General features: G+C 67.3%; 22 protein-coding genes and 2 tRNA genes. 11 read left to right on the top strand and 13 right to left on the bottom strand.

The genetic code is table 11. From position 1 onward, the window contains the following. Positions 1 to 1,511: 1,511 nt before the first annotated feature. The 9 genes from Afe05nite_RS18270 to rpmH form a co-directional block, all read right to left on the bottom strand. The gene (locus tag Afe05nite_RS18270; protein WP_203818323.1) at positions 1,512 to 2,018 is read right to left on the bottom strand and encodes a DinB family protein; all 507 of its coding nucleotides are present in this window, start codon (positions 2,016 to 2,018) and stop codon (positions 1,512 to 1,514) included. A gap of 251 nt (positions 2,019 to 2,269) precedes the next feature. Then, positions 2,270 to 3,289 (bottom strand): ParB/RepB/Spo0J family partition protein, encoded by a 1,020-nt coding sequence (locus tag Afe05nite_RS18265; protein ID WP_203818322.1) that lies wholly within the window; start codon positions 3,287 to 3,289, stop codon positions 2,270 to 2,272. Continuing rightward, complete coding sequence (locus Afe05nite_RS18260; protein WP_438868363.1) at positions 3,286 to 4,545, bottom strand: ParA family protein; 1,260 nt, start codon at positions 4,543 to 4,545, stop codon at positions 3,286 to 3,288. Before Afe05nite_RS18260 ends, Afe05nite_RS18265 begins: the two co-directional genes overlap by 4 nt. Before the next feature lie 1,035 nt (positions 4,546 to 5,580). Then, complete coding sequence (gene rsmG / locus Afe05nite_RS18255; RefSeq protein WP_203818321.1) at positions 5,581 to 6,468, bottom strand: 16S rRNA (guanine(527)-N(7))-methyltransferase RsmG; 888 nt, start codon at positions 6,466 to 6,468, stop codon at positions 5,581 to 5,583. Position 6,469: 1 nt separating this feature from the next. Beyond that, on the bottom strand, positions 6,470 to 7,036 hold the full coding sequence (locus tag Afe05nite_RS18250; RefSeq protein ID WP_203818320.1) for a Jag family protein: 567 nt from the start codon (positions 7,034 to 7,036) through the stop codon (positions 6,470 to 6,472). 120 nt (positions 7,037 to 7,156) lie between these two features. Next, complete coding sequence (yidC, locus tag Afe05nite_RS18245; protein ID WP_203818319.1) at positions 7,157 to 8,185, bottom strand: membrane protein insertase YidC; 1,029 nt, start codon at positions 8,183 to 8,185, stop codon at positions 7,157 to 7,159. Between the two features lies 1 nt (position 8,186). Continuing rightward, a complete protein-coding gene (gene yidD, locus Afe05nite_RS18240) occupies positions 8,187 to 8,444 on the bottom strand; it encodes a membrane protein insertion efficiency factor YidD (RefSeq protein WP_203818318.1) in 258 nt (85 codons plus the stop codon). Further along, positions 8,441 to 8,797 carry a ribonuclease P protein component gene (rnpA, locus tag Afe05nite_RS18235; protein ID WP_203818317.1) on the bottom strand — a complete coding sequence of 119 codons (357 nt, stop codon included), beginning with the start codon at positions 8,795 to 8,797 and terminating at the stop codon, positions 8,441 to 8,443. The genes yidD and rnpA overlap by 4 nt, the downstream gene beginning before the upstream one ends. 34 nt (positions 8,798 to 8,831) lie before the next feature. Further along, complete coding sequence (gene rpmH, locus Afe05nite_RS18230; RefSeq protein ID WP_203818316.1) at positions 8,832 to 8,969, bottom strand: 50S ribosomal protein L34; 138 nt, start codon at positions 8,967 to 8,969, stop codon at positions 8,832 to 8,834. Positions 8,970 to 9,604: 635 nt separating this feature from the next. Here rpmH and dnaA point away from each other — a divergent pair. The 5 genes from dnaA to Afe05nite_RS18205 all read left to right on the top strand — a co-directional run bounded on the left by dnaA (position 9,605) and on the right by Afe05nite_RS18205 (position 16,687). Then, positions 9,605 to 11,365: a chromosomal replication initiator protein DnaA gene (dnaA, locus tag Afe05nite_RS18225; RefSeq protein WP_203818315.1), complete on the top strand. Its 1,761-nt coding sequence runs from the start codon at positions 9,605 to 9,607 to the stop codon at positions 11,363 to 11,365. A gap of 930 nt (positions 11,366 to 12,295) precedes the next feature. Beyond that, on the top strand, positions 12,296 to 13,429 hold the full coding sequence (gene dnaN, locus Afe05nite_RS18220; RefSeq protein WP_203818314.1) for a DNA polymerase III subunit beta: 1,134 nt from the start codon (positions 12,296 to 12,298) through the stop codon (positions 13,427 to 13,429). 39 nt (positions 13,430 to 13,468) lie between these two features. Beyond that, the gene (gene gnd / locus Afe05nite_RS18215; protein WP_203818313.1) at positions 13,469 to 14,341 is read left to right on the top strand and encodes a phosphogluconate dehydrogenase (NAD(+)-dependent, decarboxylating); all 873 of its coding nucleotides are present in this window, start codon (positions 13,469 to 13,471) and stop codon (positions 14,339 to 14,341) included. Positions 14,342 to 14,343: 2 nt separating this feature from the next. Further along, entirely contained in the window at positions 14,344 to 15,474 is a 1,131-nt protein-coding gene (gene recF / locus Afe05nite_RS18210; RefSeq protein WP_203818312.1) for a DNA replication/repair protein RecF, read from the top strand. Between the two features lie 724 nt (positions 15,475 to 16,198). Beyond that, positions 16,199 to 16,687, top strand: coding sequence for a DciA family protein (locus Afe05nite_RS18205; RefSeq protein WP_203818335.1), 489 nt, complete (start codon positions 16,199 to 16,201; stop codon positions 16,685 to 16,687). Between the two features lie 20 nt (positions 16,688 to 16,707). Here Afe05nite_RS18205 and Afe05nite_RS18200 read toward each other — a convergent pair whose 3' ends face one another. Then, complete coding sequence (locus Afe05nite_RS18200) at positions 16,708 to 17,283, bottom strand: hypothetical protein (RefSeq protein ID WP_203818311.1); 576 nt, start codon at positions 17,281 to 17,283, stop codon at positions 16,708 to 16,710. A 508-nt stretch (positions 17,284 to 17,791) separates the two neighbouring features. Here Afe05nite_RS18200 and gyrB point away from each other — a divergent pair. The 6 genes from gyrB (at position 17,792) to Afe05nite_RS18175 (ending at position 23,837) form a co-directional block, all read left to right on the top strand. Then, a complete protein-coding gene (gene gyrB / locus Afe05nite_RS18195; protein WP_203818310.1) occupies positions 17,792 to 19,738 on the top strand; it encodes a DNA topoisomerase (ATP-hydrolyzing) subunit B in 1,947 nt (648 codons plus the stop codon). Between the two features lie 138 nt (positions 19,739 to 19,876). Beyond that, positions 19,877 to 22,390, top strand: coding sequence for a DNA gyrase subunit A (gyrA, locus tag Afe05nite_RS18190; protein WP_203818309.1), 2,514 nt, complete (start codon positions 19,877 to 19,879; stop codon positions 22,388 to 22,390). Positions 22,391 to 22,393: 3 nt separating this feature from the next. Further along, positions 22,394 to 23,293, top strand: a complete 900-nt coding sequence (locus Afe05nite_RS18185) for a DUF3566 domain-containing protein (RefSeq protein ID WP_203818308.1) — start codon at positions 22,394 to 22,396, stop codon at positions 23,291 to 23,293. Positions 23,294 to 23,366: 73 nt separating this feature from the next. Next, positions 23,367 to 23,440, top strand: a tRNA-Ile gene (locus Afe05nite_RS18180). A 178-nt stretch (positions 23,441 to 23,618) separates the two neighbouring features. After that, positions 23,619 to 23,747, top strand: coding sequence for a DLW-39 family protein (locus tag Afe05nite_RS43860; protein ID WP_239117931.1), 129 nt, complete (start codon positions 23,619 to 23,621; stop codon positions 23,745 to 23,747). Positions 23,748 to 23,764: 17 nt separating this feature from the next. Further along, a tRNA-Ala gene (locus Afe05nite_RS18175) sits at positions 23,765 to 23,837 on the top strand. Between the two features lie 261 nt (positions 23,838 to 24,098). On the opposite strand, the gene Afe05nite_RS18170 is transcribed toward Afe05nite_RS18175, so the two are convergent. The 3 genes from Afe05nite_RS18170 to Afe05nite_RS18160 all read right to left on the bottom strand — a co-directional run bounded on the left by Afe05nite_RS18170 (position 24,099) and on the right by Afe05nite_RS18160 (position 26,106). Then, positions 24,099 to 24,257, bottom strand: coding sequence for a hypothetical protein (locus Afe05nite_RS18170; RefSeq protein ID WP_203818307.1), 159 nt, complete (start codon positions 24,255 to 24,257; stop codon positions 24,099 to 24,101). Between the two features lie 322 nt (positions 24,258 to 24,579). Continuing rightward, positions 24,580 to 25,566, bottom strand: coding sequence for a 3-oxoacyl-ACP synthase III family protein (locus Afe05nite_RS18165; protein ID WP_203818306.1), 987 nt, complete (start codon positions 25,564 to 25,566; stop codon positions 24,580 to 24,582). A gap of 141 nt (positions 25,567 to 25,707) precedes the next feature. Continuing rightward, positions 25,708 to 26,106 (bottom strand): NUDIX domain-containing protein, encoded by a 399-nt coding sequence (locus Afe05nite_RS18160; RefSeq protein ID WP_203818305.1) that lies wholly within the window; start codon positions 26,104 to 26,106, stop codon positions 25,708 to 25,710. Positions 26,107 to 26,156 lie beyond the last annotated feature (50 nt).

Raw genomic sequence — 26,156 nt, 5'->3', positions numbered from 1 at the left:
CGGGCTCCGGGCTCCGGGCTCCGGGCTCCGGGCTCCGGGCTCCGGGCTCCGGGCTCCGGGCTCCGGGCTCCGGGCTCCGGGCTCCGGGCTCCGGGGGATTGTGGCTCGGGGTTTCACGTGAAACAAGGAGATCGCTATGCCCACCTGTGGCGCTAGGCGTAGGCCTATGTGGCTGGGGGTGGCACCTGTGGCTGGGGTTGGCGCATCTGTGGCCACTTCGCTCACGAGGCATCGGGGCTTGCAATTAGAAGCCTCCGTAAAGGCAAAGCTCAGCATCCCCTGACTTCCGCGGAACTCAGGAGGCTCTCCGCAGACGTATCCAGGGAGCCCTAGAGAGCAGCGATGTCGAGCAGTTCGGATGAAGTCATGGTTGGGGGCCGCCTTCAAGGTGATGCCGGTTCACGCTGAAGTGTCACGTGCCATGCGCCCGATGCACTGGCGAGGCACCACCACCTCAACAACTGACTGTTGGTAGACAAGGGCTCTGAGCAAGACCGAGGCAGGAGCTGGGGCGACGGTAAGCAGGGGCGCACGCCGCTAGCCACCCCGCTTAGCATTCTGTGTGAGCTTCTCTTGGACGAACCGGCGACACCAGACGGGCGCGCGGCACCAGGCGAGCGAGCGAAAACCAGACGGGCGCGCAGTAACAGGCTGGGCGGGGCGCCTCAGCTCCTAACTCTGCATCGCGACTTCGGACCGCCCAGCGCGAACGCCAAGAGGCCAAACCGAACCTCACGGTCGGCCGGGCCTCAAGCGAGGCCAGAAGCTCTCCCAATCCTGCTCGCCAGTTGATGAGGACCAGCAAGCCCACTCAACCGAGAGACTGATCCGTAGCTTGTTTCACGTGAAACTCCCACCCCGAAGCTCCATGGACGGCCAGTAGGTGAAACTCCGTAGTGAGGACGCCGGCATCTGGGAGGCGACCTCAATGCCCAGTGGAGATCCGGTTGCAGAGCGGCCAGTCGCCAATCGGCGGCCTCCCGAGAGCAGCGAGCGCGCAGAGCCTCGCTAACGAGACAACGCCATCAGACCGGTGCCCGTCTGTTCCACGTGAAACATCAAGCCGTCAGCCAAGGAACACGGCCGGAGAATGGAGGCCTTCCAGCTCTGACCCAGGGATCGAGGGATTCGAACAATCCCAGCGAAGCTCTTCCGCGTCTTGGAAGCGAAGCAGGACCCGAGTCAACGAAGTAGGCCGCCAAACCGCCTTCGACCATCCTCCGGCTGATACGGGGTACCAGACTGATCGAACACGAGGCCGGCGGTGGAGCAGTCGCTAGCACCTACATCCGCAACTCGGGCTACACCGGGCCCTACGAAGCCGGTCCAACAAACTGGCGAATGTTGCTGGCGGGGCTTCCCCAGCCATTCGCAAGATCCTCAGCTGCGGCCAGGGTGGACCGGCAACCCGCAGCCGCTTGGCCAACAACGGGGGCCGACGTTTCACGTGAAACGAAAGAACGGGCCGAACAAAATAGAGCCTGCGGCAGTCGGACAGGCGAACGGGACGGCTAAGCGCCCACCACGCCGTCGACGCCCTCGCGCAGGAAGTCGGCGTGGCCGTTATGGCGGGCGTACTCGTGGATCATGTGGAGCATGACGAAGCGCAAAGAGACGTCTTCGCCCCACCGCGGCTGGTGGCCTGTCACGTCCAATGATTCGGCCTTCGCTTCGATCTCACGTGCTCTCGCCACTTCGTCCTGCCACGCCTCGAATGCTTCCGGTCGGCTTGCGCCTTCGGCGTCGTACGCGACCTGGAAGTCACCGTCGGTCGACCAGACGAGCGGTACGTCCTCGCCGGCGATCACGCGGCGAAACCAGGTTCGCTCCACCTCGGCCATGTGTCGCACCAAGCCCAAGAGGGTGAGAGTCGACGGTGGCATCGAGCGCGAGCGCAGATCCTCGTCGGAGAGACCGTCGCATTTGAAGGCGAGTGTCGACCGGTGGAAGTCAAGGAACACCCTCAGGGTCTCCCGTTCGCTGCCCATCCGGGGCGGGTCGGGGCGCTCTACAGTCATGCGTTACTCCCTAACTATGTTCCTACAAAGACAACCTTGATCATTAAGTGAGGAGTCAGGTCCGCTTCGGTTCTGTCAGAGCCATTCTCCTGGGGTTTTGGGAGGGTCGGGATTTGGGGGTGCGGGCAAATCAGAAGGCCCCCAAACCGCATCCGAAGCGGCAGAACGCTCAAAGTTCGGATTACCTCTGAAAAACCAAGAAAGGCACGTGACGAATCACGTGCCTTTACCCGAGCCAGAACGGGACCGGACTACTCCGCCTCGGCGCCCGCTCCCTCTTCCTCGACGCCGATCATCCCGACGATCCGCTCAAGATCATCGACAGTGGCGAACTCGATCGTGATCTTGCCTTTGTTACGTCCGATGTCGACCTTGACCCGGGTGTCGAAGCGGTCGGACAGACGATCGGCCAACTCGTTCAGCGCCGGCGCGTGCACCTTCGCCCGCCGAGCGGGAGCTGCCTTCTTCACGGGACCGTCGGCCAACGCGAGCGACACGAGCTCTTCGGTAGCCCGTACCGAAAGGCCCTCGGCCACGATCCGAAGCGCAAGCTTCTCCTGGGCCTCTCCCTCGTCGAGGCCGAGGAGCGCCCGAGCGTGCCCGGCCGACAGCACCCCGGCCGCGACGCGGCGCTGCACCGGTGCCGGCAGGTTCAGCAACCGGATGGTGTTGGAGATCTGCGGCCGGCTTCGCCCTATGCGCCTCGCGAGTTCCTCGTGCGTCGCCCCGAACTCTTCGAGCAGCTGCTGATATGCGGCCGCCTCTTCGAGTGGGTTCAGGTTCGCCCGATGGATGTTCTCGAGCAGCGCGTCACGCAGCATGTCGTCGTCACGGGTGTCGCGAACGATTGCGGGAATGGTGTCCCGTCCGATCGCCTGCGCAGCCCGCCAACGACGCTCACCCATGACCAGCTCATAGCTGCCATCACCGGCGTCCCGCACCACGATCGGTTGGAGGAAGCCCACCTCGGTGATCGAGGTCTTGAGTTCCTCGAGCGCTTCCTCGTCGAAGACGTGTCGCGGCTGCTTGGCGTTGGGCACGATCGAGGTGACCGGAAGCTCGGCGAACCGGGCGCCCGGAACCGGCGCGAGGCCCTCGAAAGCCGGGTCCGCGGCCGGAGCACTGTCGAACTGCGGAGCTGCTGGCGGCGGAATCGGCGCCGACGAGGGCGCCACCGTCGGCAGTGCGGGGTCGGCCACCGGAGCGGCCGGAGCCGTCGGGATCAACGCCCCCAGGCCGCGGCCGAGGCCGCCCCGTGGACGGTTCTTCATGCCGTGCCTCCTGTGCTGACGCCACGCATCGCGATCTCCAGGGCGGCCTCGAAGTAGCTGGTCGCGCCCCTTGATCCGGGATCGTAGGTCATCACGGACTGGCCGTAACTCGGAGCCTCCGACACCCGTACATTCCGCGGGATGACGGCGTTCAGCACCTTGGTGCCGAAGTGGTTGCGCACATCCTGCTCCACGGCGTCGGCGAGACGCGTACGCCGGTCGTACATGGTCAACAAGATCGTGGAAACGTCGAGCGTCGGGTTCAGATGCTGGCGTACCAGATTGATGTTGTTGATCAGTTGATTCAGACCTTCCAGTGCGTAGTACTCACACTGGATCGGAATGAGCACCTCTTGCGCCGCGCACAGGGCGTTGACCGTCAGCAGGCCGAGCGACGGCGGGCAGTCGATGAACACGTAGTCGAACTTCTCCGGATGCGCGGCGATCGCCCGAGCAAGCCGGGACTCGCGCGCCACCACCGACACCAACTCGATCTCCGCGCCGGCGAGGTCGATGGTGGCCGGCACGCAAAAAAGGTTGGGAATGCCCTCGACCGCCTGAGCGACCTCGGACAGCGGCACATTGTCGATCAGGCAGTCATAGACGTCCGGGACGCCCGCGTGGTGCGGCACATTGAGACCGGTGGAGGCGTTGCCCTGCGGGTCGAGATCGACGACGAGCACGCGATTTCCGTGCAGCGCCAGGGCGACCGCGAGGTTAACGGTCGTGGTCGTCTTGCCGACGCCACCCTTCTGATTCGCGACGCAGAGCACCCTCGGGTGGTCCGGACGCGGCATGGTGATTTCGCCGCTCGGGTTGAGGATCTGCACAGCTCGCAACGCTTCCATGGCTAGCGGCGGATCGTCTTCAACCACGCTCGGCGTTTCACGTGAAACATGCTCGGCAGCGTCCAAGGTCACGCTCGGCGGACCGAGTGGGGATCCCGCAGGAGGGACCGGAGCCGCAGAAACGGGCGCGGAAGAGACGGGCGCGGACGAAACCGGCACTGATGACGCCGGTGCGGAGGAGACCGGCGCCGACGACACCGGAGCGGATGACACCGGAACCGGTGCAGATGAGACGGGAACGGACGCGGATCCAAACCCGGGGGGACCTGAACGAGGTGCAGGCGCAGGGGAACGACGCGGCTCGTCCGGCCCCGGCTGCGACGCCGGCGTGCCGTAGACCTGACCCGCGGAGGCTTGCGGCAATGGACCGCTTCCTACGCGGGGCGCCGGGACACCCTGATCAAGCATGTATGCGCCAGCGGGGCCGCCATTACCCACTCCCGAGGCCGAATTTGGCCCGAGAGGCGACTCGGTTTCACGTGAAACACCGAACTCATGCACCGTTTTATCCCTGTTGGTGAGGAACGGGTCGGTAGGCGACACGTGCGTTCCGGCGGCAAAAGACCGGTCCACACTATCGACGCTCGGCCAGCCTACGGCCGTCGGGCGAGGCTCGCCACGGCCGTCCGCCCGATGAGGTGCGGGCAACGCTGATGAATCCTCCTCCACCGGCTCCGCAAAGACCATCACGCCCGGTACCAGCCGCAATGCAGCCGCCTCGCCGCGCGCATCCCCTCCGGAACTTTCACTGCCAAATCCGACCAAAAACCCCGCAACCTCCTGCGGGACCCCCTCTATCTGCGGCGCCTCAGACTGGCTGCCCTTTCCAGATGTACGCGACCGCACCGTCAAATTCCCGATCGTGGTCGCCCCCGGCTGCTCGATCTCCCTGCCACTCCCGGGATCAGAAGAAGGTTCCCCAGAACTGTCCCGGGACTCAGCCGCCGACACGGCCCGTCCGGAGGACCGAACACGCCGCCGCCAGATCCGCCGCGGTCGAGTTTCATCGTCGACCGCCTGCTGCTCTCCCCAGGGCGCCCCAGACGACCCGTCCGCCGGCTGCGCACGCCGCACCGCGGGTGACTCACTCGCGGCGACCTCGACCGTCAGGTCAGCACTCGAGCCGCCCTCCGGGACCGAGCGGCCAAGAGGCTCAGCACCGGCTCTTGCGCCCCCGACCGGTACGGGAAGGGCCCAGGCAGCCGGCCCGCCTGTCGGGCGCTGACGAGAGGCCGAGTCAGGTGCGGTGTCGCTCACCGCGGGCCGACGACCGCCGGGGAAGGCGTTGTCCGTGCGCTGTCCCGCAACCGGCTTGACCTGTGCGCCGTCACCGGGGGGGCGCGAGTCCGGGGTGGTCCGACCGGACGACCGAGCGTCGGAGGGTATGGCCTGGTCGGGACGTCGGTTTTTGACGTTTCTCTTCCGCGCGCCCCGCTTGGACATCTATCCCCTCCGTGTTCTCCCTCGCCCACCGGACCTGCCGCCGGCGTTGCGCCCTGGCGGCGCCGGTGGCACGACGTCGCGCTCTTTCACGATCTCGACGACCGTGGTGGGCGGGTCGATCAACCCCGTCCCGCACAGCCGTACCTGCGGGCTGCCACCGCCCAGCGCGGCGACGACCGCTTGGTGCTCGGCCACCTCGTCCACTGCTGACGCGCCCTTCAGGGCCAGCAGCCGCCCGCCCACCTCGGTCAGTGGGAGGCACCAACCGGCCAGGCGGTCGAGCGGCGCCACCGCTCGAGCGGTGACGATGTCGGCCCGGAAGTTGCCGGCGGCCTCTTCCGCTCGTCCTCGGACGACCGTGATGGTCGACTCGAGGCCGAGAGCGTCGACCGCCTCGGTCAGGAACGCAGTGCGTCTTGCCAGCGGCTCGACCAGGGTGATGTGCAGATCTGGACGAGCCACTGCCAGCACGATACCGGGCAAACCTGCACCTGAACCGACATCTGTTATAGAAGCGCCATTAGGAATCATTTCGCTCACCACGGCGCAATTAACCAGGTGCCGCTCCCAGATGCGGGGGGCTTCCCGAGGGCCGATCAGTCCTCGCACGACGCCATCTGTGACAAGCAACCGCGCGAAGTCGGCGGCGAGCGGGAAACGGTCGCCGAAGACCTGTCGCGCGACGGACTCGAAATCCGACGGCGGGAGCGCCCCCTCCGGCTGACTCACGACTTGCGGGACAGCGAGATCGGAAGGCGTACGGGAAGGCGGCGCGGTACGTCCGGGAAAGGAAATCGGACGGCGGGGTCGGCGGCCCGGGAAAGACGACGGCCCGGGCGACGACTCGCCCGGGCCGAGGTCACCCGCGCCGTAGCGGGGGTTCGTCATGTCAGTCGGCCGTCCGCACCACGATCCGGCGGCTGGGCTCGACGCCCTCCGACTCGCTCTGCACGCCGGTGATCGCGTTGACCACGTCGTGCACGCACTTACGCTCGAACGCCGACATCGGCTCCAGGCGCACCGGGTCGCCGTGCTCCTTGACCTTCTCGACGGCGTTCCGGGCGACAGCGGCGAGCTCCTTGCGGCGCGACGCGCGGTAGCCGCCGATGTCGAGGAGCAGCCGGCTCGGCGAGCCGGTCGCCCGGAAGATCGCCAGGCGGGTGAGCTCCTGCAGCGCCTCCAGCGTGGCACCGCGCTGGCCGACGAGCGGCTGCAGCCGGCCCCCGACCACTTCCACCATCGGCCGCCCGCCCGATATCAGCTCGTCGATGTCACCGTCGTAGTCGAGGATGTCCAGCAACCCCTCGACGTAGTCGGCAGCGATCTCGCTCTGCCGGAACAGGTCACTCTCGGAGGTGACGGTCTCCGACTTCTTGGTCTCCTCCGACGTCTCATCCGAAGCCGTGGCCTCGGAAGCGGCGGAGACCGAGGATTCGGGAGTGCTGGTGTCGGTCACGGTCTCATCTCCGTACTCAATCGGGCCGGACCAGGTTCGGTCCGCTGTTCCCGCGGCGGCACCCGCGGGGAGGTTTGCGAAAGGGGAGCGCTCGGGCTCCGTCCGGAGCCCGAGCCGCGATCATCCCTTGGGTTTACTCGCTGGTCGCGCGCCCTTCTTCGGATTCACCGGTTTGGCACCGGGGCGCGGGCCGAGCTTCTTGGTGTCGACCACCGGGGTCTCCGGCTCGGCCTCGGGCTTACGGCCGAACAGGCCACCGGTACGGCCGGCCTGAACCGGGTTCTTGGTGCCGTTCGAGCCGGTCGCCTTGACCGGGGCGCCGGTGCTCTTGGCGGGGCTGCCGTTCTTGCCGGCCATCGGCGGCGGCGGGAACTTGCGGAGCACCCACTGCTGCTGGCCAAGCGTGAACAGGTTGTTCGTGACCCAGTAGATGATGACACCGATCGGGAACAGCGAACCGGAGATGAGCAGCGAGAACGGGATGCCGTAGAGCATCAGTCGCTGGATCATCTTCTGCTGCGGGTCCTCGGCCCAGCCGGTCTTGAGGATCATCTGACGGCTGGTCGCGTAGGTCGTACCCATCATGATCAGCACCAGGACACCGGCGATGATCTTCACCGTCACGCTGTTGGCGTCGAGCTGGGCGAGTTCCTGGGTGGTCGAACCGAACTTCGAGGCGAGCGGGGCGTTGAACAGCGACGCGTGGGTGGCGTCCTCGAACTGCGCGGCGGTCCAGCCGTACAGCGTCTTCAGGTCGTTCGACGGATTCAGCCGCCGCAGCGTGTGGAACAGGCCCAGGAACACCGGGATCTGCAAGAACATCGGAAGGCAGCCCATCAACGGGTTGGCCTTCTCGGTCTTGTAGAGCTCCATCATTTCTTTCTGGAGCGTCTCCCGGTCACCCTTGTGCTTCTCCTGAAGCGCCTTGACCTTGGGTTGCAGCGCCTGCATCGCGCGCTGGCTCTTGATCTGCTTGACGAAGACCGGGAACAGGATGACGCGAACCGTCACCACCAGGAAGACGATGGCCAGAACCCAGGACCAGTTGGTCCCGAGCACCTTGTCGTCCGGGATTCCGATGAAGTCCCACAGGGCGTGCCAGCGCAGGAGGATCCACGAAATGGCGAAGTAGATCCAGTCGAGGCTCAATTCAGGCTCCAGTCACATCGGCAGGACGGTGACGGTTCGGATCAGGCACCGGGTCGTACCCGCCAGGGTGGAAGGGGTGGCAGCGCAGGAGCCGCCAGACCGTCAGCCCCGTCCCTCGCACCGCACCGTGCTTCGCCAGCGCCTCCAGGGAGTACGCACTGCACGAGGGATAGAACCGACAGCGGGCCGGCAGCGCCGGACTCACATAACGACGGTACGCGACGACCATCACGGTCAGCGCTCGGGCAAGAACGCTCATCGCTGCCGCCGTGGCTTGCGGGCTGCCATCAATGCCGCCTCCAGATCGCCGCTGAGAGTCGCGAACGACGCCTCGGCCGCTTTGGGCAGGGCCCGGACCACCACCGACGACCCGCCCGGCAGCTCGGCCAGCAGGGGCCGGACCAGATGCCGGAGCCGGCGACGGACCTTGTTGCGGACCACCGCGTTGCCTACCGCTTTGGATACGACGAAGCCGGCGCGTGCCGTGGAGGCATGCACCGGCTCCTCGAGAAGCAGATGAACGACAACCGTGCCGCGGCCGACCCTCCGGCCACCACGAATCGTCGCGGCGAAGTCCGTGCTACGCCGCATGCGCTGAGCGGCGGCCAGCATGACTACCTGGGCATCCGGCCCGACAGGCGTCGGCTCAGGCCGACAGCTTGCCGCGGCCCTTGGTGCGGCGGGAAGCCAGGATGGCGCGGCCGGCGCGGGTGCGCATCCGCAGCCGGAAGCCGTGGGTCTTGGCGCGCCGGCGGTTGTTCGGCTGGTAGGTGCGCTTGCTCACGTCAGAACTCCGTCTTCGTACTACGTCTTCGAAGCACCATGTCTTCGAACCACGTCCAGGGGTCAGATGCAGCAGACACTGCGCGCTGCAAGACGCCACTTTAGCAGAACGCGGCGGAGCAACCGCTCGACCCTACGCAGGGCTGCGATGCAGGTCAACTGTAGCGAGGCCGGGAGCGGCGAAAGCGAAGATCCATTAGCTGGAGGCGTCTTTCTGCGCGCCCAGTGAGTCTTTTCCCGCTCATGGGCGCTTGTCCGGCGGTGCGACAGTTGTAGCTTCGGCAACGTCGCTGTTAGCGTGCCCGTTTGCTGGTCATCAGCGCTTTGTGCATACCACGACGCACCGGAGCAAAACCGGACAAGCAGGTGAATCGTTCGGCACGGTGAGCCTGTTTCAACCGTGCCGTTGCAGGCTCCGGGAAGTCTTGCCGACCGTCCGGCCGGGGTGCGACTGCGGACGCGTGCACAGGTTGTGGATAACCTGTGGACAACCGGTGGCGTCAAGCGTGTTCAGCACGTTGAATGTGGTGCTGGATCGGGGGAACCGTCGCCGCCTGAAAAGCAGGCGAAAGCGGGCAGAGACGGTTAGCCGGACATAGGTCACCGGGGGTCGGTGGCGATGGGGGTGGCGCGGCGGTGGCCGATCAGGCTGACCTGAGCGGTGTGTGGAAGGCGACGCTCGATGAGCTGGCCGACGAGATCTCGTCGCCGCAGCAGCGTGCCTATCTGCAGCTGACCAAGCTGCGCGCCATCGTCGAGGACACCGCACTGCTGGCCGTTCCGGACGCCTTCACCCGTGACGTCATCGAGTCGCGACTGCGCCCCGCGATCACCGAGGCGTTGAGCCGCCGGCTGAACCGTCCGATCCAGGTAGCCGTCACCGTGAAGCCGCCGGAGGACGGAACCGGCCTGCCCGGCACCGTCTACGGCACGCCCGTCGAGGTGCCGGCGATGACCGAGTCGCAGCCCCGGCATTACGCCGACCCGGAACCGGAGCCCCGCCAGCCGGAGCCGATGGCAACTTACGAGCAATACGGTGCCCAGCCCGGGACGGCGCCCTATCGGAACGTGCCCGCGGCTCGCGGCGGCCAGGAGTCGCTGTTCGATCCGGGTCCGCCGATGCCGCACCAGTCGTCCCCGATGCAGATGCCGCAGCCGATGCCGGCCCCGCCCGCGCAGCCACCCGCCGCCGGCGACGGCGCGCCCCATCGGATGGCGCCCGAGGCGAGCCAGTACCGCGATGGTCCGCGCCGGCACGACGACCGGCAGGCATTTGCCGACGACGCGCTGCCGATGCGCGGCGACAACGGGCCCGGCCGGCTTCCGGTCGACATCCGTCCGTCGAGCAATCCCCGGGGGACCAACGACGGTAACCGGCTCAATCCGAAGTACATGTTCGAGACGTTCGTCATCGGCTCGTCCAACCGTTTCGCGCATGCCGCCGCGGTGGCTGTCGCCGAATCGCCGGCGAAGGCCTACAACCCACTGTTCATCTATGGCAGCTCGGGTCTCGGCAAGACGCACCTGCTACACGCGATCGGTCACTACGCCACCACGCTGGGCCACGCACGGAGCGTCCGCTATGTGTCCACCGAGGAATTCACCAACGACTTCATCAACAGCCTGCGGGACGACAAGACCCAGGCGTTCCAGCGGCGCTACCGCGACGTCGACATCCTGCTGATCGACGACATCCAGTTCCTGGAAAACCGCGAGCGCACCCAGGAAGAGTTTTTCCACACCTTCAATACGCTGCACAACGCCAACAAGCAGATCGTCATCAGCTCCGACCGGAGCCCGCGGCAGTTGGCCACCCTCGAAGACCGCATGCGCACCCGGTTCGAGTGGGGCCTGCTCGCCGACATCCAGCCGCCCGACCTGGAGACGCGCATCGCGATCCTGCAGAAGAAGGCCGCGCAGGAACGGATGTACGCCCCGGACGACGTCCTTGAATTCATCGCGAGCCGGGTCTCGAGCTCGATCCGCGAACTCGAGGGCGCACTCATCCGGGTGACCGCTTTCGCCAGCCTCACCCGATCCCAGGTGCAGCTCTCGCTGGCCGAAGAGGTGCTGCGCGACTTCATGCCGGACGGCGCCGGCCCGGAGATCACTGCCGACCAGATCATGGTCTCCACCGCCGACTATTTCGGCGTCAGCCTCGAGGACCTGCGCGGCCACTCCCGCAGCCGGGTTCTGGTCAACGCGCGTCAGGTCGCGATGTACCTCTGCCGCGAGCTCACCGATCTCTCCCTGCCGCGAATCGGCCAGGCGTTCGGCGGACGGGATCACACCACCGTCATGCACGCCGACCGCAAGATCCGTCAGCACATGGCCGAGCGCCGCTCGCTGTACAACCAGATCGCCGAGCTGACCAACCGCATCAAGCAAAACACGTAACCCTCTTCGAGTACGCGCCGACGCTGTCCACAACCGCACCGGCGTAGCCCCCGGCTGCACACACAGGGCACCGCGCGCCCGCACGCTCTCTGCGGCCGCTACGGCCGGGCGATCCCGCACGCGGCGGTTGTCCACATCGAGCCTGAGCACCGATTTCGCAGGTCAGCGCCCTTCCTCACCAGGTTATCCACAGGCCTCGGTCACCCAAAGGTGGTCCGTTTTGGGGTTTTCCATACCTTTTCCCACAGCCTGTGTATAACCGTCCACCATCGCGAGCCGGCCGCCATCCACTGCCGATCTTCATCCACCCGACGGACGAGATGTCAACGCCGGGACGCAACGGACCCGTGCCAACGTTATCCACACTAATCCACAGCAATTCACAGCCCTTTATCCCCAGCGGTGGACAACTCTCGGCCCGGCTTCCCACAGATGTGGACAACTCCTGGGGAAATCGATGTGGACAGACACAGACAGTGACGGCCGAACTCACACCCTGTGGACGCGTGTGGATTTCCTGTTGAAGGTTCTGGGGACGACGGGTCGGTGGCGTCGCCTCGCTGTCCACAGACCGGGGGACAAACCCGGTGGATATCCGGTGGACAACCGGTGGACAACGGTGGACAACCGGAGTCGGCTCGACGACTGTGGACCCGGACCGGGGGTTTATACCCTGGTTTCCCACATGTGAATCACCGGTGGATAACCCTCTGAGCAGCCAAAACTCGGGTTCTCCACAGTTTGCACAGGACCGATGAAGACGACTAGAGATTTTTCTAAGACAACAAAAAGCAATCAACGGCGTTGGGGATTGTGTGGATGGAGCCCTCAGCGGCTCTCAGCGCCTCGCATCGGCAGGGCCCGGGGAGGCACCGGCTTGCGTCGCGCAATAAAGTTCGTTCCGACATAGGAAGCGACGCGGAGGACAGCATGAAGTTCCGGGTGGAGCGAGACGCACTCGCCGACGCCGTGGCCTGGACGGCGAAGAGCCTGCCCAGCCGGCCGTCGGTGCCGGTGCTCGCCGGCGTCATGCTGCGAGTCACCGACGGCCGGTTGCAGGTGTCCGGCTTCGACTACGAGGTCTCCAGCCAGGTGAGTGTGGAAGTGCAGGCCGACGCCGACGGCGCCGCTCTGGTCTCCGGTCGCCTGCTCGCTGAGATCACCAAGGCACTCCCGGCCAAACCGGTCGACATCGCCGCCGTCGGTGCGCATCTCGAGCTGGTGTGCGGCAGCGCCCGGTTCACGCTGCCGACCATGCCGGTCGAGGATTACCCCTCGCTGCCGGAGATGCCGTCGAGCGCCGGCACCGTCGACGCCGCCGCGTTCGCGGCCGCGGTCGCCCAGGTGGCCATCGCGGCCGGGCGCGACGAGACGCTGCCGATGATGACCGGCGTCCGGATCGAGCTCAACGGCTCGTCGATGGCGATGCTGGCGACCGACCGCTACCGACTCGCCATGCGCGAGATGGAGTGGAACCCGGACGACCCGGGGATCAGCCTCAACTCGCTGGTCCCAGCGAAGACGCTGAACGACACGGCCAAGACCCTCGGCCCGCTCGGCGGCTCGGTGACGCTCGCGCTGTCCCAGGGCAACGCCGGCGAGGGCATGATCGGTTTCGCGGGTGGCACCCGGCGCACCACCAGTCGCCTGCTCGACGGCGCCAACTACCCGCCGGTGCGTTCGCTGTTCCCCGCGAGCCACAACGCCGAGGCCCGGGTCGGCGTCGCCGCCCTCGTCGAGGTGGTGCGCCGAGTCGCGCTGGTGGCCGAGCGAACCACTCCGGTGCTGCTGAGCTTCAGCGAGGACGGTCTGGTCGTCGAGGCCGGTGGGACGGAGGAGGCGCGCGCCAGCGAGGCGATGGAGGCGACGTTCACCGGCGAGGGGCTGACGATCGGGTTCAACCCGCAATACCTCATCGACGGCTTGCAGAACCTCGGTTCGCCGAACGCGGTGCTGTCGTTCGTCGACGCGTTCAAGCCGGCTGTGATCTCCCCCGCATCCGAAAACGGCGAAATCGTGCCCGGTTACCGCTATCTGATCATGCCGATCCGGGTAACACGCTGATACTGAGGCTGAGGGATACGCACATCTAGGGGGAACACCATGCAGCTTGGCCTTATCGGCCTCGGCCGGATGGGCGGCAACATGGCCGACCGTATCCGCGCTGCGGGTCACGAAGTGGTCGGTTTCGACCACAACCCGGAGAAGCGGGACGTCAGCTCACTTGCCGAACTGGTCGAGAAGCTCGCCGCTCCGCGCGTCGTCTGGACGATGGTTCCGGCCGGCGAGATCACCGAAAGCACCATCGACCAGCTCGGTGAGCTCCTCTCCGCCGGTGACCTGGTCATCGATGGCGGAAACTCCAAGTTCACCGACGACGGCCCGCGTTCCGACCGGCTCGCTGCCAAGGGCATCGGATACATGGACTGCGGCGTCTCCGGCGGTGTCTGGGGCAGCCAGAACGGCTACGCCCTGATGGTCGGCGGCACAGCCGACAACGTTGCCAAGGCCATGCCGATCTTCGAGGCGCTCAAGCCGGCCGGCGAGTTCGGCTTCGTGCACGCCGGCCCGGTCGGTGCCGGCCACTACACCAAGATGGTCCACAACGGCATCGAGTACGGCATGATGCAGGCCTTCGCCGAGGGCTGGGAGCTGCTCGAGGCGTCGGAATACGTCGACAACGTGCCCGGCGCGTTCAAGAGCTGGCGGGAGGGCAGCGTGGTCAAGTCCTGGCTGCTCGACCTGTTCGACCGTGCCCTCGACGGTGACCCCGAGCTGGCCAAGCTCAAGGGCTACGCCGAGGACACCGGCGAGGGCCGCTGGACCGTCGACGAGGCGGTGCGCCTGGCCGTACCGTTGCACGTCATCGCCGCTTCGCTGTTCACCCGGTTCGAGTCGCGTCAGCCCGACTCGCCCGCCATGAAGGCCGTCGCCGCACTGCGCCAGCAGTTCGGTGGCCACGCCGTCGTCAGCTAAAGATGCACGTTCGCCGGGTCGAGTTGGCCGACTTCCGCTCCTACGAGCGGGTGGCGGTCGATCTCGACCCGGGCGTGTCCGTGCTGGTCGGCCAGAACGGCATGGGCAAGACCAACCTGATCGAAGCACTCGGATACGTGGCCACACTGGACAGTCACCGGGTGGCCACGGACGCGCCGCTCGTCCGGGCCGGTGCCGCGTCAGCGATCATCCGGTGCGCGGTCGTCCACGATGGACGCGAATTGCTCGTCGAGCTGGAGATCGTGCCCGGCAAGGCCAACCGCGCCCGGCTCAACCGCTCACCGGTGCGCCGCCCCCGCGAGGTGCTGGGTGCCCTGCGGATGGTGCTGTTCGCGCCCGAGGACCTCGAGCTGGTCCGCGGTGATCCGGCCACCCGCCGTCGTTACCTCGACGATCTGCTGGTCGCCCGCCAGCCGCGCTTCGCCGGGGTGCGCGCCGATTACGACCGCGTGATCAAACAACGAAACGCCCTGTTGCGTACGGCCTACCTGACCCGCAAAGTCGGCGGCAACCGTGGCCAGGACCTCTCGACGCTCGCCGTCTGGGATCAGCACCTCGCCCACCACGGCGCCGAGCTGCTGGCCGGCCGGCTCGAGCTGGTCGCCGCCCTCGGGCCGCACCTGACCAAGGCCTATGACGCGGTGGCGGCCGGGCGGGCGTCCGCGGCCATCACGTACGCCTCGAGCCTCGGTGACATCCTCGCCCCCGACCGGCCCGCGCTGCAGGCGGCGCTGCTCGCCGCCCTGGAAGAGAAACGGGCCGCCGAGACCGAGCGCGGCGTCACCCTGGTCGGCCCGCACCGCGACGACCTGACCCTGGCGCTCGGCGATCTGCCCGCCAAGGGCTACGCCAGCCATGGCGAGTCCTGGTCGTTCGCACTGGCCCTGCGCCTGGCCGCCTACGACCTGCTGCGCGCCGACGGCATCGAGCCGGTGCTGGTGCTCGACGACGTCTTCGCCGAACTCGACGCCGGCCGCCGCGACCGGCTCGCCGCCCTGGTGGCCGACGCTGGTCAACTGCTCGTGACCTGCGCGGTGCCGGAGGATGTCCCGGCGACCCTGCGCGGAACCCGCTTCGACGTGACGACGGGAGCGGTGACCCGTGCCGCGTGACGACAAGGACCCCACCGCCGAGCGATTCTTCCCGCAGGGCGACTTTCCACAGGTGCACCCATTGGACTTCGCCGACGAGGGTCCGATGATCGACGACCGTTTTGGATCTCGTCGTCCCGCTGCGCCCTCCACCGGGGCCGAGGCAGGGTCGCCCCCGCCGAACCGTGCTTTCGGCCGCGAGGGAGCCACTCAGGGCGCTCACGACCCCGGCTCCGGCTCGACCCGGCCCTCCGAGGGTGCTCTCACGGCGCCGAACGGCCTCTCCGACCCGGGTTGGCCGCGGGAAGTGCCGGGAGGTGCTGCCGATGCGGGCTCGACGCGTGTGGGCTCGACGCGTGCGGGCTCGGGCCGTGCGGGCTCGAGGCGTGCAGATTCGACGCCCGCGAATTGGGGGCGGGCGGATTCGACACCGGCGGGTTCGGGGCGTGCGGATCCGGCGGGTGCGGCGCAAGAGGGCCCTCTCGGGGCGCGGGCGGCGCAGGCGGGCGCGGCCGGTGCGGTGGCTGCTAAGGCCTCCGGACCCGCGGACGCCTCCGGACCCGCAGGCGCCTCCGCACCCGCGGACGCGCCCGGACCTGCGGGCGGCGGCGGACCTGCGGGCGGCGGCGGACCTGCGGGCGGCGGCGGACCTGCAGGCGGCGGCGGACCTGCGGATGCGGCCGGGTCGGCGGGCGGGGGCGGGTCGGCGGAAGCCGCCGAGCCGGCCGGTGCTTCGGGGCCGGACCTGGCGCGGGCGGTGCTCGACGCGGCGCTCGCCAAGCGGCGGGCCGCGGCCGCCAACCCGCGCCGGCGCGGGTCCGGGGGCGGGGGCGGGGAGGGGCGGCGACTGCGGGGCTACTCCGGGCCGGGACCGGATCCGCGGGACCCGCAGCCGTTCGGCGCGATGCTGGAAAAGCTGATGAGGGCGCGCGGCTGGGAGAAGCCCAAGGCCGAGGCCATGGTGTTCGGCGCGTGGGAGAAGGTCGTCGGGTCGGACATCGCCAAGCACAGCCGCCCGGTGAAGCTGGACGGCGGCGTGCTGACGGTGGAGGCCGAGTCGACGGCGTGGGCCACCCAGTTGCGCCTGTTGGCCGCGAAGCTGCTGCGGAGCATCGCGGCCGAGGTCGGGCACAACGTGGTCACCAAGCTCAACATCCACGGTCCGGCGGCGCCGTCGTGGAGCAAGGGCCCGCGTCGCGTGCAGGGGCGGGGCCCAAGGGATACGTACGGCTAAAGCGGCTTTTGGGTGTTTGCTCAGTAATCGGCGAAAACCGCAAAGCCGCGGTCCGCGCACCGGCGGTAGAACCCGGCCAGAATCGCCAGCTCGGAGCGGGCGAAACTCCAGTGCGGCGCGTTGCCGGCGTCGTCGCGCAGGGCGGCGAGCCGGTTCTCCAGCCATCGCAGCTGCTGCTCGGCGAGCCGGCCCTGGGCGATCGCGGTGCGCATCACCTCCGCCACCGTGTCGAAGGTGACCAGGTCGCCGAACTTCTCGTGCCCCTCGACGAAGCGCTCCAGACCGCCAGCGATCCACGCGCAGCCGTCCGGGTCGATCACCGGATCCTCGTCCTCGGCGGCCGCCTCGGTCGCGTAGAGCACCCCGCCCAGACCCAGGAGCAGGTCGACAAGCTCGGTGTACGCCGTCGCCCGCACCGTGCCGGTCTTGGCGATGTGCAGCGCCAGCGCCCCGGTCGGCGCGGCGATCTCGGGCGCGTCGGCGACCGCCCCGAAGTCGACGAACTCCGCGGGCGCCACCGGGTCGTAGTACTGGTTCGTCCGGGGCCAGTGCACCGCGACGTTATCCAGCCCCTTGTCATGCGCCACTGGGGCCATCCCTCCTCGACATGCACCGTCCCCACGCGGGGATCCCGCGCGGGCGAGATTACGACACCATGGCCCGCTGTTGGGAGGCAGTGTCGCAGCGCGTTGCGGCTATACCCGGCAGGCGCGCGGTTGCGATCGACGGCCAAATAACTGCCATTGCGGCGGCCGCCTCTTCCGTGTAGGGGGAGACGTGGGTGGCGGCTCCGATGGCGCTACGGCAATCTGAGGCACCCGGACGGGGTGCCGGACCCTCGCGAACTCGCTTCGGCGGAGTAGAATCGAACTCGACCGGGAAAAGTAGTGCAGACGATTTGCGTCGTCACGCTATGCGGTTTTTCCCAGCCGATCACGATCCGCGGGCCAGCCGCGGCGACCGGCGAGCACGGTTCCACCGGTGGTCCGCTCCTCCTCGCGGGTTCTCATCTGTGGCCCGCTGTGCCGCCGGCTGTCCGCCGCGCGGTCCGCCAACCCCGCTGCGGGGCCTCTGACGAGGCCAAGCGCGAGAAAGTGGCCGAGGGTGGCAGACAAGAAGCAGGAGTACGGTGCGGATTCAATCACCGTGCTCGAAGGCCTCGAGGCAGTTCGCAAGCGTCCCGGCATGTACATCGGTTCCACCGGCGAGCGTGGCCTTCACCACCTGGTCTGGGAGGTTGTGGACAACGCCGTCGACGAGGCGATGGCCGGCTACTGCGACACGGTCGACGTGGTCCTGCTGGCCGACGGTGGCGTCTCGGTCACCGACAACGGCCGTGGTTTCCCGGTCGACCTGCACCCCAAGCTGAAGAAGCCGGGCGTCGAGGTCGCGCTGACCATCCTGCACGCGGGCGGCAAGTTCGACGGTGCGGCCTACAAGGTCTCCGGTGGTCTGCACGGCGTCGGTGTCTCGGTCGTCAACGCGCTGTCCACCAAGATGCACGTCGAGATCCACAAGAGCGGCTTTGTCTGGCGTCAGGACTACCACGCCTCCAAGCCGACCGAGCTGATCAAGGGCGAGTCGACCACGAGGACCGGCTCGATGGTGCAGTTCTGGCCCGACCCGACGATCTTCGAGACGACCGAGTACGACTTCCAGACGATCTATCGCCGCCTCCAGGAATACGCGTTCCTCAACAAGGCGCTGACGATCAACTTCACCGACCTGCGCTCGGTCGACGAAGAGGGCAACCACCGCAAGGTCACGTTCATGTACGAGGACGGCATCTCCGACTTCGTACGGCACCTGAACAACACCAAGAGCCCGATCCACAAGACGGTCATCGACTTCGGCTCCGAGTCGGTCGAAGAGGGCATGGCCGTCGAGATCGCGATGCAGTGGAACGAGTCGTACGGCGAGTCGGTCTACACCTTCGCCAACTCGATCAACACCCACGAGGGTGGCACCCACGAGGAGGGCTTCCGGGCCGCGCTGACCGGCATCGTCAACCGGTACGGCAAAGAGAAGAAGCTGCTCAAGGGCGACCAGAACCTCTCCGGTGAGGACATCCGCGAGGGGCTCGCCGCGATCATCTCGGTGAAGCTGCAGAACCCGCAGTTCGAGGGTCAGACCAAGACCAAGCTCGGCAACACCGACATGAAGAGCTTCGTGCAGCGGGTCGCCAACGAGCAGATCGCCGACTGGTTCGACCGCAACCCGGCCGACGCGAAGACCATCATCACCAAGGCCGACCAGGCCGCCCGCGCTCGCATCGCCGCGCAGCAGGCCCGCAAGCTGGCCCGCCGCAAGTCGCTGCTGGAGTCCGGTTCGATGCCGGGCAAGCTGGCCGACTGCCAGTCGACCGACCCGCGGGTCTCCGAGCTGTTCATCGTCGAGGGCGACTCCGCCGGCGGCTCGGCCAAACAGGGCCGCGACAGCCAGATCCAGGCGATCCTGCCGATCCGCGGCAAGATCCTCAACGTGGAGAAGGCCCGCATCGACCGGGTGCTGAAGAACAACGAGGTCCAGTCGCTGATCACCGCGCTGGGCACCGGCATCCACGACGACTTCGACATCGCCAAGCTGCGCTATCACAAGATCGTGCTGATGGCCGACGCGGACGTCGACGGCCAGCACATCCAGACGCTGCTGCTGACCCTGCTGTTCCGCTTCATGCGGCCGCTGGTCGAGCAGGGCCACGTCTATCTGGCGGCCCCTCCGCTTTACAAGATCAAATGGAACAAGCGGGGCGACGACGCGCAGTACGCCTACTCCGACCGGGAGCGGGATGGGCTGATCGAGCTGCGCCAGCAGAAGAAGGCGAACGCCAAGCCCGACGACATCCAGCGGTTCAAGGGTCTCGGCGAGATGAACTTCCACGAGCTGTGGGACACGACGATGGACCCCGGGACGCGCACCCTGCGTCAGGTGACGCTCGATGACGCCGCCACGGCCGACGAGCTGTTCAGCGTCCTGATGGGTGAGGACGTCGAAGCGCGGCGTTCGTTCATCCAGCGCAACGCCAAGGACGTGCGGTTCCTCGACATCTGAGGCAGTGCGGGGGAAACAGCGGATGTCCGTTGTCCCCCGCACTATCCACAGCGTATAGCCGCTTTCCACAACGTTATCCACAGCAAGATGCGTACTTTAGTCGTACTTGTCTGGTTTCACCTTGAGTAAGGGTAAACAGTGACTGACACTCCCGAACCCCCCGCCGGCGACGAATCCCCAGCAGAAGCCGGCGGCGGTGTGACCCAGCGAGTCGAGCCGGTCGGCCTCGAAGTCGAGATGCAGCGGTCGTACCTCGACTACGCGATGAGCGTGATCGTGGGCCGGGCGCTCCCCGACGTGCGGGACGGCCTGAAGCCGGTGCACCGCAAGATCCTTTACGCGATGTACGACTCCGGGTTCCGGCCCGACCGGGGCTACGTGAAGTGCGCCCGCGTGGTCGGCGACGTGATGGGCAACTACCACCCGCACGGTGACTCGTCGATCTACGACGCCCTGGTGCGGATGGGTCAGCCGTGGTCGCTGCGCTACCCGCTGATCGACGGCAACGGCAACTTCGGCTCGCCGGGTAACGACCCGCCGGCCGCCATGCGGTACACCGAGTCGAAGCTGTCGCCGCTGGCCATGGAGATGCTGCGGGACATCGACGAGGACACCGTCGACATGCAGGACAACTACGACGGGCGTACCCAGGAGCCGACGATCCTGCCGGCCCGGTTCCCCAACCTGCTGGTCAACGGCTCCGAGGGCATCGCGGTCGGCATGGCCACCAAGATCCCGCCGCACAACCTCCGTGAGATCGCCGGCGCGGTGCAGTGGTACCTGGACCAGCCGGAGGCCGACGAGGCCACCACGCTCGAAGCGGTTCTGGAGATCGTCAAGGGCCCCGACTTCCCGACCCGGGGCCTGATCGTCGGCCAGCAGGCCATCCAGGACGCCTACCGCACCGGTCGCGGCTCGATCCGGATGCGCGCCGTCGTCGAGGTCGAGGAGGACGCCCGGGGCCGGCCGTGCCTGGTCGTCACCGAGCTGCCCTACCAGGTGAACCCGGACAACCTCGCCGAGCGGGTGGCCGAGCTGGTCAAGGAGGGCAAGCTCACCGGCATCGCGGACATCCGGGACGAGTCCTCCGGGCGTACCGGAATGCGCCTGATCCTGGTCTTGAAGCGCGACGCGGTCGCCAAGGTCGTGCTGAACAACCTGTACAAGCACACCCAGCTGCAGGAGACGTTCGGCGCCAACATGCTGGCCCTGGTCGACGGCGTGCCGCGCACGCTCAACCTGGCCCAGTTCATCCGCCATTACGTCGATCACCAGATCGACGTCATCCGGCGGCGCACCGCCTACCGCCTGCGCAAGGCCGAGGAGCGGGCCCACATCCTGCGCGGCCTGGTCAAGGCCCTCGACATGCTCGACGAAGTGATCGCCCTGATCCGGCGTTCGCCGACGGTCGAGGACTCGCGTCAGGGCCTCATGCAGCTGCTCGACGTCGACGAGATCCAGGCCGGCGCGATCCTCGACATGCAGCTGCGGCGCCTTGCGGCCCTCGAGCGGCAGAAGATCATCGACGAGCTCGCGAAGATCGAGATCGAGATCGCCGACCTCAAGGACATCCTCGCCAAGCCGGAGCGGCAGCGGGCGATCATCTCCGAGGAGCTCGCCGAGATCGTGGCGAAGTTCGGCGATGACCGAAAGACGCAGATTATCCCGTTCGACGGCGAGGTCTCCATGGAGGACCTCATCGCGCGCGAGGACGTTGTGGTGACGATCACACGGACCGGTTACGCGAAGCGCACCAAGACGGATTTGTACCGGTCGCAGAAGCGCGGCGGCAAGGGCGTGAGCGGCGCCACGCTGCGGCAGGACGACATCGTCTCGCACTTTTTCGTCATCTCGACCCACGACTGGATCCTGTTCTTCACCAACAAGGGCCGGGTCTATCGGGCAAAGGCCTACGAACTACCCGAAGCTGCTCGGGTCGCGAAGGGACAGCACGTCGCCAACCTGCTCGCCTTCCAGCCGGACGAGCACATCGCGCAGGTCATTCAGATCCCTAACTACGGTGTCGCGCCCTACCTTGTGCTCGCCACTAAGAATGGGCTCGTGAAGAAGACCCGGCTCGAGGAATTTGACTCCAACCGCACCGGTGGCATCATCGCCATCAACCTGCGGGAGGATGACGAGTTGGTGGGCGCCGCCCTGGCAGCATCGGAGAACGACTTGCTGCTGGTTTCCAAGAAGGCTCAGGCCATTCGCTTCAACGCCACTGACGAGGCGCTTCGCCCCATGGGCCGGGCCACGTCGGGCGTCATCGGCATGCGCTTCGGTGAGAACGATGAGCTTCTTGCGATGGAAGTTGTTCGTGAAGGCATGGATGTGTTGGTCGCCACTAACGGTGGGTATGCAAAGCGGACGCCGATCGAGGAGTATCCCGTGCAGGGCCGGGGTGGCAAGGGCGTTCTGACCGCGAAGATCACGGAGCGTCGTGGTGGTCTGGTGGGCGCCCTGGTGATCAGCCCGGAGGATGAACTATTTGCCATCACCAGCAATGGTGGTGTCATCCGGACTCCCGTGAAGCCTGTACGGCGCACGAGGGATCGGAACACAATGGGGGTCAAGCTGATGGACCTCCCAGAAGGTGTAACCATCGTGGCGCTTGCTCGCAATGCCGACGAGCCTGACGAACAGGACTAGTTGATGCCGGAGACACAGGCGAAGTCGGGAGCCTCGGGGAGCTCGTCGACGCCGGACGGGGCGGCCAAGAAAGACGGCGCCGCAGCGAACGGGCGCGATGCCGCGGCACGCACCGCGCCCCCCGCCGAGGCCTCGTCCTCGCCGAAGTTCACCCGGGCGCCGGGCATGGCCCCGCCCCCGGGTGAGCCGACCGCCGACAAAGACGGATCGTCGGACGCGAAACGACCCGGTGGCCCCTCGGTGGCCAAGGGTTCCGCGACCGTGCCCGTCGTCACCAAGGGCAAAGGCGCTGTCCCGGGCAACACGTCCCAGGCGCGTCCGGCCACTGCCGCCCCGCAGCGGCCGGCCGGTGCCCCCGGCGCACCCGGGCCGGGAACCCCCAGCCAGCCGGGGTCGACCACCGGTGCCAACAAGCAGCGACCGAACGGTCCTGGCGCGACCACCGGAAGCGCCGCCGTCGGCGCGGCCCGCGTCAGCGAGGCAGTTCGGTCGGCCCGCACCACCGTCACCGGCGCGGCCTCTCGAGGCCCGCGCCGGGCCCGGCTGAACCTCAAGCGGATCGACCCCTGGTCCGTCATGAAGTTCTCGTTCGCCGTCTCCGTGGTGCTGTTCATCGTCGTGGTCGTCGCCACCTCGGTGCTCTACCTCGCTCTCGACGCCATGGGCGTCTGGACCGAGGTCAACAACAGCCTCAAGGAGCTGGTGAGCGCCAGCGGCGGCACCGATGCCTCGTCCAGCGGCGGATTCCGCATCACCGCGTGGGGCGTCATCGGCACGTCGATGCTGATCGGCGCGGTCAACGTGGTCCTGTTCACCGCCCTCGCCACCCTCGGCGCATTCATCTACAACGTCTGTGCCGACCTGGTCGGCGGCGTCGAGCTGACCCTCGCCGAGCGCGACTAGAAGTCCCGCGGGTTGTGGGCCACCCCCGTTTTGGTGGCCCACGGCCCAGTGCGGTAATCTTCCCAAGTCGCACGGGGCTATAGCTCAGTCGGTTAGAGCGCAGAGCTGATAACTCTGAGGTCGCTGGTTCGATTCCAGCTAGCCCCACGGTTGACTGGATGGCCCCCGCTCGCGGAAGGCGCGAGCCGGGGTCAACCGTTATATCTGCTCCAGGGGCCAAGCCCCCGGAAACCCCCGCGGTGCGGTGGTTGCGTCACTGCTCAAGTCACGCAGCAACCCATCGTCCGGTGTAGGCCCTATCTGCCCTCTCGTTAGGGGATCAGCTGTGCTCAAGAAGCTCCTGATTGTTGCCGGCATCGTTGGGGCTGCTGCCCTGGTCGTCAAGAAGGTCAAAGCGTCAAGCGACGAGCGGGCCCTCTGGCACGAGGCGACCACCGCGCCAGATCTGCGATAATCGAACCGCCGGAAGTCGGGGCCTTAGCTCAACTGGCAGAGCACCGCCTTTGCAAGGCGGGGGTTAGGGGTTCAAGTCCCCTAGGCTCCACAAAAATCGCTCTGAACTGTGTGGAACACTCAGCAAGGTCCGCGTCGATCGGTGGCGGCTCGCAGCACGCCCCGGGCGGGGCCAGAAATCCACGTAGGTCTCCAGCGTGGTTCGTGATCAGCGTCGTCGCGAAGAAGTGCGCGCCGCGCCATGCGACTTGATCAGGCTCGCGCTCATCAGGAGTCGTCATTCTCGCGAGGTCGCGGCCGGCCGGTGACCCGCTGCTGCTTGGCGACTTGATAGGTCAGCGGGCGCAGCACGTCACATGAACTTGTTGATGAGCGCCACACCGATCGGTACGACGATCGAGACGGTCAAGGTCAGCCACGGCATCCACGCTGCCGGTTGGCTGAAGGGCCGGTGCTCGGCGTCGGTCGTCGGTCTCGGCTGGGTCCCCGGGTCGGGGTCTACTGTTGCCACTGCTCTCCTATGGTCTTGCTCGGTGCCGGAAGTTGTCTGGACTCGAGGGCGGCGGGGGACTCTCACCACGACCTTGTCACTGCCGGTGCCGGTTTTCGGAGCATGTCGCTGACCTGGTCAAAGGTGACGGTGGACAAGGTTCGGGACAACCTGTGGACATCTCGCCGAATGCTGTGGGTAGCCCTGTGCATACCCTGTGCACAACGGTCGGGTGGGCGGCGGATTGTGGGCCTGCCGAGCGCGATCTCGCTGTCCACAGCTGTGGAGGGCAAAAAACTGCCCCGGCTGCCTGACGGCGACCGGGGCTGTGTGCTGTTCAGCTCTAGTTGCTCCAGCGGATCAGGGCGGCGCCCATGGACATGCCGCCGCCGAAGCCGGCCAGCAAGAGCAGATCGCCTCGCTTGAGGGCGCCGGAGCGGTTTGCGTGGTCCAGCGTGACCGGCACCGAGGCGCTGCCCATGTTGCCGTAGTTCGGCAGCGTCAGGTGGGTGTGGGCGTTCTCGAAGCCGGCGGCGGCCACCAACTCCTGGAGCATGATGCCGTTCGCCTGGTGGGGGACGAAGTGGTCGACGTCCGTGGCCTTCAGGCCGGCCCTGGTCAGCAGGGCCTCCAGGGCCGGTGGGACCTCGGCCGCGACGAAGTCCCGGACGCCTCGGCCGTTCATCCGGAAGTACTGGTCGCCGGCCGCCAGGCGGTCCGCGGTCAACGGGTGCCGGCTGCCGCCGCCCTTGACGTAGATCAGGTCGCTCGAATCGCCCTGGGACCGCAGGTCGAGGTCGATGATGCCGAAACCGTCGGGCACCGCGCCCACGACCGCCGCACCGGCGCCGTCACCGAACAGGACAGCTGTGCGGCGGTCGGTGAAGTCGAGGATGCGCGAATAGATGTCGGTGGCGAGCACCAGGACGAGTGCGCCGGGGTTGGCGGCCACCAGCCCGTTCGCCACGCTCAGCGCGAAGATCCAGCCGGAGCACACCGCGTTCAGGTCGAAGCAGGCGGCTCGGTTGGCGCCGATCCGGTTCTGCACCAGGTTCGACGTGGGCGGCTGCGGGGAATCGCCGGTCGACGTGGCGAGCACGATGTAGTCGATCTCGGCGGCGGCCACGCCGGCCTGGGCCAGAGCCGCACGCGCGGCCTGGGCGGCCAGGTCGGAGGCGGCCTCGTGCGGGGCGGCGAAGCGACGAGCCTCGATCAGGGTCTTGCGCGCCACCCATTCCGGGTCCGCGTCGGGGACCAGGAGGTTCAGGTCCACATTGGTCACAACTCGCTGCGGGACGTACGAACCTGTCCCAAGGATGCCGACCGCCACTCCTGTCCCACCTGCCCCTGAGTATCTTCATCCACCGCTGCCAGAGGTTACTGAAGACGTGTCAAGGGTGGTCGGGGCCCATCGGACCGAGTCGGCGACGGTTCGGTCCTTCTCCGGTCGTCCGGTCGTCACAAAGGGCCGCTAAGCGGGCACAACGACGATCAGTGGTGGCACCGGAACGCCTTGATGCTCCGTCGGGAGCTCGGGGGCCGGCAGCCAGTCGAGGCCCAGCGGCTCGGGGCCGACCCCGTCGTCGTGGCCGAGGCGGGGCTCCGAGCCCTCGATCACGGTGACCGCGTAGACCGACGTCATGCCCGACGGATAGGGCATCTCGAGGATGTGGCGGGCCTTGCTCACGATCAGACCCGTCTCCTCGAAGACCTCGCGGCGCAGGGCCTCCTCGGCGGTCTCACCCGGTTCGATGCCACCGCCCGGCAGGGTCCACCATTCACCGCCACCGGATCGTCGGCTTCGCTCGTGCACCATCAGCACTCGGCCGTCACGCACGATCACGGCGGCGGCCCGTTTTCGTTCGCTCACGAGTCGCAGGCTAACCGGACAAGCTCAAAGCCGCTCGGGGGCTGTGGATA

Origin of the sequence: Paractinoplanes ferrugineus, assembly GCF_016862195.1 — a bacterium.
Lineage (GTDB): Bacteria > Actinomycetota > Actinomycetes > Mycobacteriales > Micromonosporaceae > Actinoplanes > Actinoplanes ferrugineus.
Note: the sequence above shows the minus strand (reverse complement) of the source record. Positions and strands in the feature narration are given on the sequence as shown.